The organism is Pseudomonas tremae, assembly GCF_001401155.1.
Lineage (GTDB): Bacteria > Pseudomonadota > Gammaproteobacteria > Pseudomonadales > Pseudomonadaceae > Aquipseudomonas > Aquipseudomonas tremae.
The window spans coordinates 94,607-108,996 of record NZ_LJRO01000362.1; the positions used below are offsets into that span (position 1 = coordinate 94,607).

The 14,390-nt window shown below is 58.8% G+C and carries 12 protein-coding genes and 1 pseudogene; 5 read left to right on the top strand and 8 right to left on the bottom strand.

Annotated features, from left to right (window positions below; genetic code table 11):
* Positions 1–38 precede the first annotated feature (38 nt).
* Together ALO43_RS20720 and ALO43_RS20725 are read left to right on the top strand one after the other, a co-directional pair.
* Positions 39–383 (top strand): helix-turn-helix domain-containing protein, encoded by a 345-nt coding sequence (locus ALO43_RS20720; protein ID WP_005892167.1) that lies wholly within the window; start codon positions 39–41, stop codon positions 381–383.
* A complete protein-coding gene (locus ALO43_RS20725; protein ID WP_005892169.1) occupies positions 380–751 on the top strand; it encodes a hypothetical protein in 372 nt (123 codons plus the stop codon). Before ALO43_RS20720 ends, ALO43_RS20725 begins: the two co-directional genes overlap by 4 nt.
* 68 nt (positions 752–819) lie before the next feature.
* On the opposite strand, the gene ALO43_RS20730 is transcribed toward ALO43_RS20725, so the two are convergent.
* Complete coding sequence (locus tag ALO43_RS20730; RefSeq protein ID WP_024691463.1) at positions 820–2,592, bottom strand: bifunctional diguanylate cyclase/phosphodiesterase; 1,773 nt, start codon at positions 2,590–2,592, stop codon at positions 820–822.
* Positions 2,593–2,723: 131 nt separating this feature from the next.
* Positions 2,724–4,805 (bottom strand): carboxy terminal-processing peptidase, encoded by a 2,082-nt coding sequence (locus ALO43_RS20735; RefSeq protein ID WP_172678957.1) that lies wholly within the window; start codon positions 4,803–4,805, stop codon positions 2,724–2,726.
* A 137-nt stretch (positions 4,806–4,942) separates the two neighbouring features.
* On the opposite strand from ALO43_RS20735, the gene ALO43_RS20740 reads away from it, so the two are divergent.
* On the top strand, positions 4,943–5,905 hold the full coding sequence (locus ALO43_RS20740; protein ID WP_024691461.1) for an NAD(P)H-quinone oxidoreductase: 963 nt from the start codon (positions 4,943–4,945) through the stop codon (positions 5,903–5,905).
* 19 nt (positions 5,906–5,924) lie between these two features.
* Here ALO43_RS20740 and ALO43_RS20745 read toward each other — a convergent pair whose 3' ends face one another.
* From ALO43_RS20745 to ALO43_RS20770, 6 genes are all read right to left on the bottom strand, one after another.
* Positions 5,925–6,578, bottom strand: coding sequence for an HAD family hydrolase (locus tag ALO43_RS20745; protein ID WP_024669507.1), 654 nt, complete (start codon positions 6,576–6,578; stop codon positions 5,925–5,927).
* A gap of 81 nt (positions 6,579–6,659) precedes the next feature.
* Positions 6,660–7,649, bottom strand: coding sequence for an ABC transporter ATP-binding protein (locus ALO43_RS20750; RefSeq protein ID WP_005892180.1), 990 nt, complete (start codon positions 7,647–7,649; stop codon positions 6,660–6,662).
* A 1-nt stretch (position 7,650) separates the two neighbouring features.
* Positions 7,651–8,448 (bottom strand): ABC transporter permease, encoded by a 798-nt coding sequence (locus ALO43_RS20755; protein ID WP_005892181.1) that lies wholly within the window; start codon positions 8,446–8,448, stop codon positions 7,651–7,653.
* Positions 8,435–9,277 (bottom strand): ABC transporter permease, encoded by an 843-nt coding sequence (locus ALO43_RS20760; RefSeq protein WP_024691460.1) that lies wholly within the window; start codon positions 9,275–9,277, stop codon positions 8,435–8,437. Before ALO43_RS20760 ends, ALO43_RS20755 begins: the two co-directional genes overlap by 14 nt.
* Entirely contained in the window at positions 9,274–10,080 is an 807-nt protein-coding gene (locus ALO43_RS20765) for an alkaline phosphatase family protein (RefSeq protein ID WP_005892183.1), read from the bottom strand. The genes ALO43_RS20760 and ALO43_RS20765 overlap by 4 nt, the downstream gene beginning before the upstream one ends.
* An 82-nt stretch (positions 10,081–10,162) precedes the next feature.
* Complete coding sequence (locus ALO43_RS20770; protein WP_005892184.1) at positions 10,163–11,230, bottom strand: ABC transporter substrate-binding protein; 1,068 nt, start codon at positions 11,228–11,230, stop codon at positions 10,163–10,165.
* Between the two features lie 354 nt (positions 11,231–11,584).
* Between ALO43_RS20770 and ALO43_RS20775 the strand changes: the two genes are divergently transcribed.
* Both ALO43_RS20775 and ALO43_RS20780 read left to right on the top strand, forming a co-directional pair.
* Positions 11,585–12,304, top strand: coding sequence for a UTRA domain-containing protein (locus tag ALO43_RS20775; protein ID WP_005892185.1), 720 nt, complete (start codon positions 11,585–11,587; stop codon positions 12,302–12,304).
* Between the two features lie 456 nt (positions 12,305–12,760).
* Positions 12,761–14,390, top strand: a pseudogene (locus ALO43_RS20780) (Ice nucleation protein); the annotation flags it as partial.

Sequence of the window (14,390 nt, forward strand, 5' to 3'; positions counted from 1 at the left end):
CCTGTTCAGTAGGCGGTCTTGTAGTACAAGAGGAGTCTATGGATCTTCAAGTGATATCTCGTGACGGTGAGCCGGAATACGCGGTACTTCCGTGGGCTCAGTACCAGGCGCTGCTCAAGGCCGCCGGCCTGATAAGCAAACCGACTACGCTGGCAGCAGCGTCTTCTGTCGAGACAGGCTCCGATGAACAACTTCCAGGTTTTGACCGGCTGGGCGCATTGCGTGCGGCCAAGGGGCTCGAAGTGGCTACCCTGGCCCGTGCCGTCGGCATCAGCCCGTCTTACCTGGAACTGATCGAAAATGGCACTCGCCAACCGGATGCAGCCATCAAGCGCAGCCTTGCATGGGAACTTGGAGTAGCGGGCTGGCGAGGTGAGTCATGAGCGTACGCATCAGCCGCCAGCACTGGGAGGGGCTTCTCAGTGAGCTGGACGGTGCTCGCCGACAGCGTCATCTGCTGACCTACCGTGCGTTGGTCGAGCGCCTGCAACTGCCCAGTCCTGCCATGCAGACGCTGACCGCGGCCCTTGAGCACCTGGCCGCAATGGACGCCCGCGCTGAACAGCCTTTGCGCAGTTCGCTGGTAATAAGCCAAGGTGCCAGCCGCCTGCCGCGCCCGGGCTTTTTCGAGTGCGCCGAACGCCTCGGGCGCTTTTCCGGCCCATCGGACGGCGTTGCCGCAGCCTCATGGCATGCCTCGGAGGTGGTCAGGGTGTTCGAATACAGCTATCCGGAAGCGCAAGTAGAGTAGTTTCGCCAACTGTCATGACTTCGGTGCGGAGCCTCCAGTAACTGTAGCGACGATGGTTCGGGCTTCACTCACGCCTGCATCAACAAATCCATCCGCGTCGAGTCGATCACATGGATGCTCGCGCCCGCGATGTCCTTGGCGAAGTGTTTGGCTTGAGATGCCAGGTCGGCCAGTTGGCTGGCGTCGACGTGGGTGCAGCTCTCTTCATGCAGATGCACCACGCCAATCGACAACGACAGCAGAGGAAAATCCTGACGCTGCCCCTGACGATTGAGGGCTATGAAGCAGCCGGCTTCCAGGTGTTCGGCACGGTAGAAACGACGGCATTGGTTCTGGAAATCATCCAGCAGGGTTTTCAGGCGTCGTTCCCAGTCATCAAAACCCAGCACCATCAGAAAGTCGTCCCCGCCGATGTGCCCGACAAAGTCCCGGCTCGGATCGATGCGGTCGTTCAGGCACTGCGCCAGGCACAGCAGCACTTCGTCGCCGCGGGCATAGCCGTAGATATCATTGAAGGGTTTGAAACTGTCGATGTCGACGTAACAGATCATCGATTCGCGGCCCTGTTGCAGCAGGCGTGTCAGGCATTGCTGGATCGGGACATTTCCGGGCAGCAGGGTCAGCGGGTTGGCATAACGGGCCTGCTGGATCTTCATTTCAGTGATCAGTTTCAGAACATCGATTACGCGGCCCAAGCCCAGATAAGTGCCGTTCAGCGTAATGATGAAATCCTCTTCGATGCGCTGCCGGGCGCGGCTGGTCAGCAGCCGGCTGACCTGCTGCAGCGACTGGCCGACTTCCACAGCCAGAAAGTCGTCGCTCATCAGGCGGCTGATCGGCTTGCGGGCAAACAGTTCGGTACCAAACGGCTTGAGCAGCGCTTCGGAAAGCGAATGCCGATGCACAATGCCGCAGGGCCTGGCTTCTTCATCCAGCACGGCCAGCGAGTTGAGGTTTGCCTGCTTGCGAAACGCTTCAAGCACTTCTGCGGTGGGTGTGTTCTGGCTCACTGAGGGTTGCGGGTTGAGGAGGGCGGAAAGATCGGCAGCCTCTTCGTTCAGTGGCGCAGCTACGGCTTCTGCCTTGGGCAGCATCGCGCGGGTGTCGCGGGGCGGTCGCTCCTGCGGGCGAGCCAGCAGATAGCCCTGAACCAGGTCCACGCCCATTTCCTTCAGTATCGCCAGTTCCTCCGGCAACTCTATACCTTCAGCGATGACCGTTGCTCTGGACGCTTTGGCCATTTGCAGCATGGAGCCCACGAACTCGCGTTTGACCGCGTCCTGGTGGATCCCGTCGATGAAGTGTCGATCGATCTTCACGTAGTCCGGGCGCAGCTCCGACCACAGCCGCAGGCTTGAATAACCCGCCCCCAGATCGTCCAGTGCAATCGAAAACCCCATGTCACGATAGTGATGCAGCGCTTTGTACAGCAGGTTGAAATCATCGGTCGGCATTTGCTCGGTCAGCTCGATGACCACGTCCTTGGGGGCGATCTGGTAGCGGCGCAGCATCTCCAGGGTACGTCCCGGCGGGTGTGACGTTTCTAGCAGTGATTCCGGTGAGACATTGAGGAACAATTTGCCCGGCAATTTCTGCTGACTGAAGCGACGGCAGGCGCTTTCTCGGCAGCTTAGCTCCAGCTCACTCAGTCGCCCGGCTTGGCGGGCAATGGCAAACAGGTTGAGGGGAGAGTGCAGCGGGCTGTTGGAGGGGCCGCGTGTCAGGGCTTCGTAACCCAGAATCCTGCGCTCCGACAGCGAAATAATAGGCTGGAACAAGCTGTGCAAATCACCACGAGCCAGAATGGAACTCAGTGCGCTCAACTGTTCGGCTACGGTCATGGTCGTCTCGAGGGGAATAAAGAGTGTTGCAATGAAAAGGGCTGAACGCTTGCACGTTCAGCCCTGTATTTCACGACAGCTTCATGACTGTTTGATGACGTTGGAACTAAATGGCCATCAATGAATCCGCCTTATTTTTTTGCCACCGCAGCACTAAGCCCCAGGTAGTCGATGAGGATGCGCCCGGTCTCGGCCAGATAGGCGTCGTCCTCGGGTTTGGTCTTCTCGTCTTCAACCGGCAGAGCGTCTTCGTCCTCTTTCTTCAGCTCTTTGAGCGGCTCTTCACCCTTGGCCTTGCGGCGGGTGTTTTCCAGCGCGAGCTGCTTGCTTTCGATAGACGCGTGTTCGGCGCGACGGTCTGCTTCATTGAGGCTGACCGTCTTCTCGTTCATCAGCTTCTTGGCCAGCGCGAGACGATCCTCGATGAACACGAATTCGGCGTCTTTGGCCGAGCGCGCGTCATGACGGGTCTGCAACTGCGCCAGGAAAGGTTTGAACGGATCAATTGCCGGCTTGATCGCCGGCTTGATGCTATCCCAAGGCATGGCCTCGGGTAGCGCGCTCTCGCCGATTTCCTTGGTATCGATCAGCGAAGGGTAGGTGATGTCCGGCACCACGCCCTGATGCTGTGTGCTCTGGCCGGAGACCCGGTAGAACTTCGCCAAGGTCAGTTTCAGTTCGCCGTGGTTAAGCGGCTGGATGGTCTGCACGGTGCCTTTGCCGAAGGTCTGGCCACCGATCACCAGCGCGCGGTGGTAGTCCTGCATTGCACCGGCAAAAATCTCGGACGCCGAAGCCGACAAACGGTTGACCAGCAGCGCCATCGGGCCTTTGTAGAAGGCGCCTTTGGCTTCGTCTTCCAGCACGTCGACCTTGCCATCTGCATTACGCACCAGCACTGTCGGGCCCTTGTCGATGAACAGGCTGGTCAGTTCGGTGGCTTCCTGCAAGGAACCGCCGCCGTTGTTGCGAAGGTCCAGCACCACGCCGTCGACTTTCTCGGCCTGCAGCTCGGTGAGCAGTTTCTTCACGTCACGGGTTGTGCTCTTGTATTGCGGATCGCCAGCACGGTAGGCCTTGAAGTCCAGATAGAAAGCCGGAATGTCGATGACCCCGAGCTTGTAATCCTTGCCGTCCTGCTTGATATGCAGGATCGACTTCTTGGCCGCCTGCTCTTCGAGCTTCACTGCTTCACGCGTGATCGAGACGATTTTGCTGGTCTGGTCATTCGGCGCATTGCTGGCGGGGATGATCTCCAGGCGAACCACGGAGCCTTTCGGGCCACGGATCAGCTTGACCACTTCATCCAGACGCCAGCCGATCACGTCGACCATTTCCTTGTCACCCTGGGCCACAGCAACGATCTTGTCGGCGGGGGCGACCTGCTTGGTCTTGGCCGCCGGACCTGCTGGCACCAGGCGCACGATCTTCACGTTGTCGTTGTCGCTCTGCAACACGGCGCCGATGCCTTCCAGCGACAGGCTCATGTTGATGTCGAAGTTTTCCGCGCTGTCAGGTGACAGGTAGTTGGTATGCGGATCGTAAGACATGGCAAAGGTGTTGATGTAAGCCTGGAAGATATCTTCGGCGCGGGTCTGGTTCAGACGCGCCTGCTGATTCTTGTAACGCTTGGTCAGGGTTTCCTGGATTTTCGCCGGGTCTTTGCCTGCGATCTTCAGGCGCAGGACTTCGTCCTTGATGCGCTTGCGCCACAGCTCGTCCAGCTCGGCGGTATCCTTGGGCCATGCGGCGTCCTTGCGGTCCACCAGCAGGGTTTCCTTGGTCGTGAAGTCGAGCTTGTCGACGCCTTTGCCCAGTTCTGCCAGAGCGAAGTCCAGACGCGCCTTGATGCGGTCCAGATAACGCTTGTAGATGGTGAAACCGGGGTTCAGGTCGCCGCTCTTGAGGAAGTCGTCGAAGTCGAACTGCCACTTGTCGAATTCGGCAATATCGCTTGCCATGAAATAGCTGCGCGAGGGGTCAAGCTGCTTGATATAGCTCTGATAAATAATCGCTGAACGCTTGTCGTCCAGGGGCGGCTTGCTGTAGTGATGTCGCTTGAGCAGCTCAACCACGTTGAGACTGGCAATCACTTCGTCGCGGTCAGGCTGAAGATTATCCCAGCTGTTGGCGGCAAAGGTGCTGGCGGACATCGGCAAAACGCTAAGGCCGACAAACAGTGCAAGGGCTGTGCTTGGGAATAGTTGCTTCATGCTGATTCGACGCGAGGACAATTGATAACGCATATTAGGCCGTCTGTGAGGTCGCCGGTTCCCTTGGAGCCGGCCGCATAATGCAAAAGCCCGGGCAAACAGCCGCGGGCTCAGTCTGGACTCACTATGGAGGCACCGTGAAAGCATTGCAAGGCGTTGAAGGTCATGTGGAATGGGTCGAGGCGCCAAGTCCGGCCCTCGATGTGGGACAAGTACGTATCAAAGTTGCTGCGGCGGGTTTGAATCGCGCCGATCTGTTACAACGCGCCGGGAAGTATCCGCCGCCGCCTGGCGTCACCGAAACGCTGGGTCTGGAGTGCTCTGGCGTCATCGCCGAGGTGGGGCCGGGAACCTCCTGGCAGGTGGGAGACCGCGTCTGCGCGCTGTTGGCGGGCGGGGCGATGGCCGAAGACGTAGTGGTCGATGCCCGGCACGTCTTGCCGGTACCAGAAGGGTTGTCGCTGCACGAGGCTGCAGCCATTCCTGAGGTGTATGCCACAGCCTGGCTGAACCTGTTTCAACTGGCAGGTCTGAAGCCCGGTGAAAAAGTCCTGCTGCACGCCGGTGCAAGTGGCGTTGGTTCAGCCGGTATTCAGCTTTGCAAAGCGTTTGGCAACCCGGTCTGGGTCAGCGTTGGCTCGACTGAACGACTGGCTTATTGCGTCGAGCTGGGCGCACAGGGCGGGATGGTGCGCAGTGAAAGCCTGGAAGGCCTGAACGACTTTGCGCCGTTCAACGTCATCCTCGATCCGGTTGGCGCCAGTTACGCCGAGCTCAACGTAAAACTGTTGGCTCTGGATGGTCGCTGGGTGCTGATTGGTGTGATGAGCGGGCGTGAGGCGCAGGTGGATCTGGCGCATGTGCTGGGCAAGCGCATCCAGTTGATGGGCTCGACGTTGCGCAGCCGTGACGAAACATTCAAGGCCGATCTGATTCGTGATCTGGGGCAGCATGTCTGGCCGCTGTTCACCGAAGGCCGCCTCAAGCCGCAACTGGCAAAATCCTTTGCGGTCAAGGATGCCGAAGCGGCATTCGAAGAACTGGCGACCAACAAGGTGTCCGGCAAGATCGTGCTGGTGATCGACGAAAGCCTGGTCTGAAGCGTCGGTGCTGCCGGATTCAACTCCAGCGATGCACCGGCCAGCCAGCTTTCTGCGCGTGATCCAGTAGCACTGCATCAGGGTTGACCACGTTAGGGTGGTCAACCTTGAGCAGCAGCGGCAGATCATTGCGCGAATCCGAATAGAAGCTCGCACCCTCGAGGTTTTCTCCCTCTGCGTCCAGCCACTCCATCAGGCGAGTGATCTTGCCTTCCCGGTAGGTCAGCACACCAACGGTGCCGCCGCTGTAGACGCCATGCTGCACGTCCAGCTCGATCCCCAGCACTTCATCGATCCCCAGGCGGTCGGCAATCGGCTTGACCAGATGCACGCCCGACGCCGAGATCACCAGAATCCGGTCCCCCTTGGCGCGATGCTGTGCGATGCATTTGCAGGCGTCGCTGTAGATGATGGGCTCGATCACATCCTCGACCCACGGGCCGACCAGATGATCGACTTCCTCAGGCGTGCGTCCGGCCATAGGTTCCAGGCTGAATGCCATGAACTCTTCCATCGCCAGTTTGCCCGCACTGTAGGCGTCCATCAGCTCATTGTTGCGTTGCATGAACGACTTGGAATCGACCCAGCCCAAGCGACCCATCTGCTCGCTCCAGAGCGTGGCGCAATCGCCACCGATCAGGGTTTCGTCGAGGTCGAAAATTGCCAGGGGCATGTGCGTCTCCTAAATATGCGTTGAATCAGCTTCAAGCTTGGCGCTTCAAGCCTCCAGTGAAAGCATGGCGCTCTGGCGTTCTCATTCCAGTGCGCAGAGTGCCGATGGTTCGATGTTCAGTGTTACCCGCCGCCCGTCCGGGTGCAGATCGTCGGCGCTGCGGTTCAGCACGTCGACTACCAGCTCCACACCGCGGGCCTGTATGCGATAGCGGATCACGTTGCCGAGCAGACTGTGACTGCGAACTTCGCCTTCCAGTTCGCCTGTCAGGCTCAATTGGATCGCTTCGGGGCGAATAGCCACACGGCTGGCGATCGGGCGTTGCATCAGGCGTGTGGCGACGTCGGCTTCCAGCAGATTGTAGTTGCCGATAAAACCGGCGGCGAAGACATCCACTGGCGCCGTGTAAAGCGTTTCTGCGTCACCGCTCTGTACGATCCGGCCCTGATTCATCAGGAAAATACGGTCTGACATGGTCAGCGCTTCTTCCTGATCGTGGGTCACAAAAATCGTGGTCAGGCCCAATTCGCGCTGGATGGCGCGGATTTGCTCGCGCAAGTGCTTGCGGATTCGCGCATCCAGCGCCGACAGCGGCTCGTCGAGCAATAGCAGACGCGGGCGAGTGACCAGCGAGCGGGCCAGGGCTACGCGCTGGCACTGACCGCCGGACAGCTGATGCGGATAACGCTTGGCAAAGTCGTGCAGTTCGACCATCTGCAGTATCTCGGCGACGCGTTTTTCGCTGTCGTCTGCGCTGACTTTCTGCATGCGCAGGCCAAAGGCGACGTTCTGCTCCACGTTCATGTTGGGAAACAGCGCGTAGCTCTGGAACACCATGCCGATGTTGCGCTTTTGCGGCGTGAGCGGTACCAGATCGCTGCCGTCCAGCAGGATGCGTCCGCTGTTGACCGGGGTCAGCCCTGCGACGCAGCGCAGCAGGGTGGATTTGCCGCAGCCGGACGGGCCGAGCAGGGTGACGAACTCGCCTTTTTTGATGTTGCAATTGATATCGCTGAACACCGACGTGCTGGCGTAGCTTTTTTGCAGATTTTCAATGCTGACAAAACTCATTTCAGTCTTTGTCCTTGTTCAGTCGATTGGCGGCCCAGGTCAGCACCAGCACGAAGAGGAAATACGAGATCACCAGCGCGCTGTTGAAATGACCGCTGCTGTTACGCATGTTGTTCAGGTACACCTGCAACGTTTCATAGCGGGTGCCGACCAGCAGGTTGGCGAACACGAATTCGCCGAACAGGAAGGAAAAAGACAGCAGCAGGGCGATCATCAGGCCCTTGCGCAGATTGGGCAGCACCACCATGAATGCCGCCTGCCAGGTGCTGGCCCCGAGCAGTTGGGCGGCATCCATCAGGTCTGTCAGGTTGATGGCCTGAAGGTTGTTGGTGATTGCGCGGTACATGAAGGGCAGGGCGATGGTGAAGTAGCAGCCGATCAGAATCCACGGCGTGCCGACCATCGCCATCGGGCCCGAACCATAGAGTTGCAGCAGGCCCACCGACGACACCACCGGCGGGACAGCGAAAGGCATCAGGATCAGGATGTTCATCAGCCCGTCGAGGCGCGGGAAGTGGTAATGCACCACAAACAGCAGCGGCAAAATCAGCACCACCGACAGAATCAGCGCGCCGAAGCACACTAGCAGCGACTGGCCGAAAGCCGCCAGAAATCGTGGGTCGCTCCAGAGTGCCACGTACCATTTGAAGGTCAACCCGCTGGGCAGAATGGTTGCCGACCAACTGGTCGCGATCGAGTACAGAAAAGTGCCGGCAAGCGGCAGCAGCAGGATCAGAAACAGCAGGTAGACCACGGTCTTGTGGTAGAGGGCTGCTGGTGCTCGTTCAGCGCGCGACATGGTAGCTCCTTTTCAACAGCCACTGATGGATCACGGTGACCAGCGTCATGAGGCCGACCAGAATCATGGCCAGCGCGCTGGCCATGTTCGGGTCCAGCGTGATGTCACCTGCCACCATCGCCGCAATGCGGATCGGCAACACGTTGAAGTTGCCGGTGGTCAGCGCGTAAACCGTGGCATAGGCCCCCAGCGCGTTGGCTAGCAGGATAACGAAGGTGCCGAGCAGGGCCGGAGTCAGAACAGGCAGGCCTATGTAGCGCCAGAACTGATAGCTGCTGGCGCCCAACAGAGCCGCTGACTCGTTCCAGTCTTCGCGCACAGCATCGAATGCCGGATAAAGCAGCAGCACACCAAGAGGGATCTGGAAGTAGGTGTACAGAATGATCAGACCGGCTTTGGAATACAGGTTGAAGTCGTCGATGATCCCGGCCTGCTTGAGGATCAGCGTCAATGCTCCGTTAAAGCCCAGCAGGATGATGAAAGCAAATGCCAGCGGGACACCGGCGAAGTTGCTGGTCATATTGGCGAACGAGTTCACGAAGTCTCTCAGCCGCGAATCCACCTTGCGCAGCGAGTAAGCCCCGAGCACCGAGATGATGATGCCGAACAGGCTCGACCAGAAGCTGATCTCCAGGCTGTACTGGATGGCCTGGCGATAGAACTTCGAGCCAAACGCTCTGACGAAGTTGTCGAGGCCCCAGCCGGCGTCGCTTTGCAGACTGTTGATGACTACCCACAGCAGTGGCGCAATCTGGAATACGATGAAAAACAGGGCGAACGGCACCAGGCACAACAGCGCCAGCCGCTTGCCTCGGGTAAAGCGCGTCACTTGAGTATCTCCCGGCAGAGCGGTTTGTCGTGGGGCACGCCAAGCAGCTCGCAGATCGTGCCACACAGGTCGGTCTGGCGCGGCGCTGCATCGACATTCAGGCTGAATGCCTCACCGATGACAAACAGCGGCACTTCGCGCTCTTCGGGCAGCAGGCCATTGTGCGAGCGGTCATTGTTCATGCCGTGGTCGGCGGTCACCAGCACCTGATAACCCGCGTCCAGCCAGCGCTGCAGGTAATCCGCCAGGATGATGTCGGCGCTGCGGGCGGTGTTGCGATATTGCGCGGTATCGAGGCCGTGCTTGTGCCCGGCGTCGTCAATGTTCATGGGGTGTATCAGGAGAAAATTAGGGGCGTGCCTGAGACGCAGGCTTTCGGCGTCGGCGAACAGGTGCGAGTCCGGATAGTGGTCGGCCCAGTAGAACAGCCCGTGCTGGATCGGTAGGTCGGCTGCTTCGGTGTAGCGATCGCGTGCCGGGTCGAACGGTGTGCGGTTGTACAGTTCGCTGACCCAATGATAGGCCGCCGCCGCAGTGCTCAGTCCGGCGTCGCGGGCGTAGTGGAATACGCTGCGCTGGCTGGACAGGCGGGAAACGTTGTTGTGCACGATGCCGCTGTCGATGGGTGCGACGCCGGTCAATATGCATTCGTACAAGGGGCGGGAAAGGGCGGGCAGCTCGCACTCCAGCTTGTAGAGCGCTGCACGGCCTGCGTTGTGCCAGGCCTGAAGATGGCCCATTGCATGGCGGGCTACTTCGTAATTGAGTCCATCGAGCACGATCAGGATGACGTTATGTTTCATGGGCGACTCGCTTGGGCGAAGAAGTACGGGCGAGACTGTCTCGCCCGTTTCACACGACTCCATCCCTGGGTCGCAGTGGCGATCAGTTCATCTCGATGATGACCTGTTCGTTCCACTTTTGAGGCAGGGCCTTGGACGTCTTCTCCCACGCATCCGCGTTGACGATCGGCTTGGCATTCTTGTACTGGTCTTGCGGCAGCAATTTGGCTTGAACGGTCTCAGGCAGCTTGAGGTGCTCTACGCGGATCGGACGCGCATTGCCTTCGGCCAGCCGGATCTGACCGGCATCGCTGAACGTGTACTCACGCGCCAGCTTGGCGGCGTTCGGGTGTTTGGCGTATTTGTTGATAATGGTGGTGTACCCGGAAATCACCGAGCCATCCGACGGGATCAGCACTACGTAGTCGTCAGGCTTGGTCATCTTGGCCTTGTAGCTCAGCCCGTTGAAGTCCCAGACCACACCCACTTCGATTTCGCCTTTCTCCATAGTCTGGATAGTCGGGTTGGCGAGCGACAGACGCTTTTGCTTAGCCAGTTCGGTGAACAGTTGCAGGCCCGGTTCGATGTTGGCTTCGTCGCCTTTCATGGCGATGGAAGCTGCCAGTACACCGTTTGCGGCCTGGGCAGCAGTACTCACGTCGCCGACCGAAACCTTATATTTACCGGTTTTCAGGTCAGCCCAGCTTTTTGGTATTTCCGAACCGTGCAGCAGGTTCTTGTTGACGATAAAGGCGATGGTGCCGGTGTAGGCCAGCGCCCAGTGGCCTTCCTTGTCCTTGGCCCAGGCCGGGATCTGATCCCAGGTGGTTGGCTTGTAAGGCTGGGTCACGCCCTTCGACACGGCGATGGGGCCGAACGCTGCGCCCACGTCACCGATGTCGGCGCTGGCGTTATCTTTCTCCGCATCGAACTTGGCGATCTCCTGGGCCGAGCTCATGTCGGTGTCCATGTGCTTGAGGCCGTACTTGGCTTCCAGGTCCTTCCAGATGCCGCCCCAGTTAGCCCAGTCATCCGGCATGCCTGCGCTATTCACCGCGCCTTCAGCCTTGGCCGCGGCCTCAAGGGTTTTCAGATCCGTGTCCGCAGCCATGGCCAGGGAACTCATTGCCATGGCTGAACCGAGGAGTGATGCCAACAAAAGATGTTTCATTCGGAGCTCCTGTGCACTTCTTTAGCAGAAGTCTTCATCGCGGATGGTTTGGTCTAGATCAGCAATACCTGAGCCAAGTTAGGCGTGTTGCATGACATTTTCGTGTCGGGGAGGGCGAAGAATTCCGTTGTTCCCGCTGCCTGACAGGGCTTCGGGCTAAGCGTAGACCATTGCAAAGCGTCTGAATCAATGGGGTTTCAGGGCTTTTGGAGCGGCGTCTGGCATGGATTGTGAAGTGCTGTGTCACGTGATGGTCATCTGGCCGGCCTAGGCTTGCACCGATGGAGTTAACAGCGGTTGCAGCACGCATGCGTGCCCCGCGAGAGGGCTGGTCTAGTCCAGACAGGTACGCAAATGCGCGAAGATGTACCACGAGCAGTCACCACCATCTGCAACGCTTTGCAGGAGCAAATAGAACACGGTCTGTTGCCGCACGGCAGCCAACTGCCCGCCGAGCGCAAGCTCAGTGAAGTATTCGCCACCACGCGCATCACCCTGCGCGAGGCACTCCTGCAACTGGAGGCTCAAGGGCTGATCTACCGCGAAGAGCGACGTGGCTGGTTCATATCGCCGCCGCGCCTGGCCTATGACCTGATTCGACGCAGTCATTTTCACGCGATGGTCTGCGCGCAGGGAAGGGTGGCTCACACCCGCTTGCTTTCGGCGCGTCTGCAGCCGGCGTCGGCGAAAATCTGCGAAATGCTGGAGCTGCCGGCACTGTCAAGCGTGATCCAGATCTGCCGCGCGCGGCGTATCGACCAGCGTCTGGTGCTGTACGTTGAGCATTACCTGAGGCCTGAGTTGTTCCCAGGTATTCTCGAACACGACCTGAGCGAGTCGCTCACCGAGCTTTACGCCCGGTGCTACGACATTCACTACGGTCAGGTGCATTTCGACATGGTACCCACGGCACTGCACGTCGAGGCAGCCGCCGCCCTGAAGGTTTCACTCGGCAGCCCGGGTTTGCGCATTGCGCGGGTCAACTATGATCGCAACGACCGGCTGATCGACTGCGACCTCGAATACTGGCGTCATGATGCTATTCATGTGCGCGCTAAGGTGCATAGCAACTGACGCTTGTATTGCAAACCCACTTGCCGGGTGCGGCCCGCACCTTTGTTAGTTGGCTGTTTTATATAAGTTAATAGTTGTTTCATTGTTCTAGTGCTTGCGAAGTGTGCGGCTTGGTTAATAGGTTTTATATAGTGTCCGTGGCCAGCTAATAAAAAAATCATTGAAAATATTTCTATTCTCTCGGAGGGGCGTGGCGTAAATTAGTTGGTTTTTCTTCAGGATTTTCCAGAGTGATTATTCTAATTTTTAAGGGGTATATAAGAAAAAATTTTAGAATTAATTAATATTTCCTAATGCGCTGTGTTAGGTTTTTTAGTGTGGAGCGAAGTGCGCAGGCCAGTGGTTTTCCTGTGCGCCGTTCCGCTGTGGGATTAAGGCTGACATGGCGGTTGTCCTGTAAAGCAATGCTTGATAAGTGCAGCTGCTTTTATTTAAAGGATCTATGAGGATGCTGTAATGAATCTCGACAAGGCGTTAGTGCTGCGTACCTGTGCAAATAACATGGCCGATCATTGCGGCCTTATATGGCCCGCTTCCGGAACAGTTGAATCCAAATACTGGCAGTCAACCAGGCGGCATGAGAATGGCTTGGTCGGTCTGCTGTGGGGCGCTGGAACCAGCGCTTTTCTAAGCCTGCATGCCGACGCACGATGGATTGTCTGTGAGGTCGCCGTTACAGACATCATCAGCCTGGAAGAACCGGGGATGGTCAAGTTTCCGCGAGGCGAGGTGGTTCATGTCGGCGACAAAATTAGTGCGTCACACTTCATTTCGGCGCGTCAGGCCGACCAGGCATCAATGCCCGCGCCTACGCCTATGCTCTTGACCACGCCTGCGGCGGCAAGTGTCACGTTACCTGTGGCCGAACAGGTCAGTCATGAAGTGTTCGATGTGGCGTTGGTCAGCGCGACAGCCCCCTTGGCAAACAACTTGCCGGTGACGGTGCCGCAGACTTTGCAGACCGCCACTTACGGCGGCACGTTGAGTGGCGATAACCACAGTCGGCTCATTGCCGGTTATGGCAGTACCGAAACCGCTGGCAACCACAGTGATCTTATTGCCGGTTATGGAAGTACAGGAACCGCCGGCTCCGACAGCGCTTTGGTAGCAGGCTATGGCAGCACCCAGACTGCCGGAGGGGATAGCGCGCTGACTGCGGGTTATGGCAGCACCCAGACCGCCCGCGAAGGCAGCAACCTGACGGCAGGGTATGGCAGCACCGGCACGGCGGGTTCCGATAGCTCGCTCATCGCAGGTTACGGCAGTACACAGACTTCTGGTGGGGACAGTTCGCTGACGGCGGGATACGGCAGTACGCAAACGGCTCAGGAAGGCAGCAATCTCACCGCGGGGTATGGCAGCACCGGCACTGCAGGTTCCGACAGCTCGCTGATCGCGGGTTACGGCAGTACTCAGACCTCCGGAGAAGACAGCTCGCTCACAGCAGGTTACGGCAGCACGCAAACGGCTCAGGAAGGCAGCAATCTCACCGCGGGGTACGGCAGCACCGGCACTGCAGGTTCCGACAGCTCGCTGATCGCGGGTTACGGCAGTACTCAAACCTCGGGCGGGGACAGCGCCTTGACCGCAGGCTATGGCAGCACTCAGACGGCCCAAGAAGGCAGCAATCTCACTGCCGGGTATGGCAGCACTGGCACAGCAGGTGCCGACAGTTCGCTGATCGCCGGTTATGGCAGCACACAGACGTCAGGAAGTGACAGTTCCCTGACGGCGGGCTACGGCAGCACTCAGACCGCTCAAGAGGGAAGCAATCTTACTTCTGGTTACGGCAGTACAGGCACCGCTGGCTCTGACAGCTCGCTGATCGCCGGTTATGGCAGCACACAGACCTCCGGGAGTGATAGCGCACTTACAGCGGGCTACGGCAGTACCCAGACCGCTCAGCAGGGCAGCAACCTGACAGCCGGGTATGGCAGCACCGGGACGGCTGGCTCCGATAGCTCGTTGATAGCAGGCTACGGCAGCACGCAGACCTCGGGCGCAGACAGTGCAATGACAGCAGGTTATGGCAGTACACAGACCGCGCAGGAGGGCAGTAACCTGACGGCGGGTTATGGCAGCACTG

Bases quoted from the DNA above. Each gene is read 5' to 3' on its own strand.
- ALO43_RS20720 (WP_005892167.1), top strand. From the start codon at position 39: ATGGATCTTCAAGTGATATCTCGTGACGGTGAGCCGGAATACGCGGTA.
- ALO43_RS20725 (WP_005892169.1), top strand. From the start codon at position 380: ATGAGCGTACGCATCAGCCGCCAGCACTGGGAGGGGCTTCTCAGTGAG.
- ALO43_RS20730 (WP_024691463.1), bottom strand. From the start codon at position 2,592: ATGACCGTAGCCGAACAGTTGAGCGCACTGAGTTCCATTCTGGCTCGT.
- ALO43_RS20735 (WP_172678957.1), bottom strand. From the start codon at position 4,805: ATGAAGCAACTATTCCCAAGCACAGCCCTTGCACTGTTTGTCGGCCTT.
- ALO43_RS20745 (WP_024669507.1), bottom strand. From the start codon at position 6,578: ATGCCCCTGGCAATTTTCGACCTCGACGAAACCCTGATCGGTGGCGAT.
- ALO43_RS20750 (WP_005892180.1), bottom strand. From the start codon at position 7,649: ATGAGTTTTGTCAGCATTGAAAATCTGCAAAAAAGCTACGCCAGCACG.
- ALO43_RS20755 (WP_005892181.1), bottom strand. From the start codon at position 8,448: ATGTCGCGCGCTGAACGAGCACCAGCAGCCCTCTACCACAAGACCGTG.
- ALO43_RS20765 (WP_005892183.1), bottom strand. From the start codon at position 10,080: ATGAAACATAACGTCATCCTGATCGTGCTCGATGGACTCAATTACGAA.
- ALO43_RS20770 (WP_005892184.1), bottom strand. From the start codon at position 11,230: ATGAAACATCTTTTGTTGGCATCACTCCTCGGTTCAGCCATGGCAATG.
- ALO43_RS20775 (WP_005892185.1), top strand. From the start codon at position 11,585: ATGCGCGAAGATGTACCACGAGCAGTCACCACCATCTGCAACGCTTTG.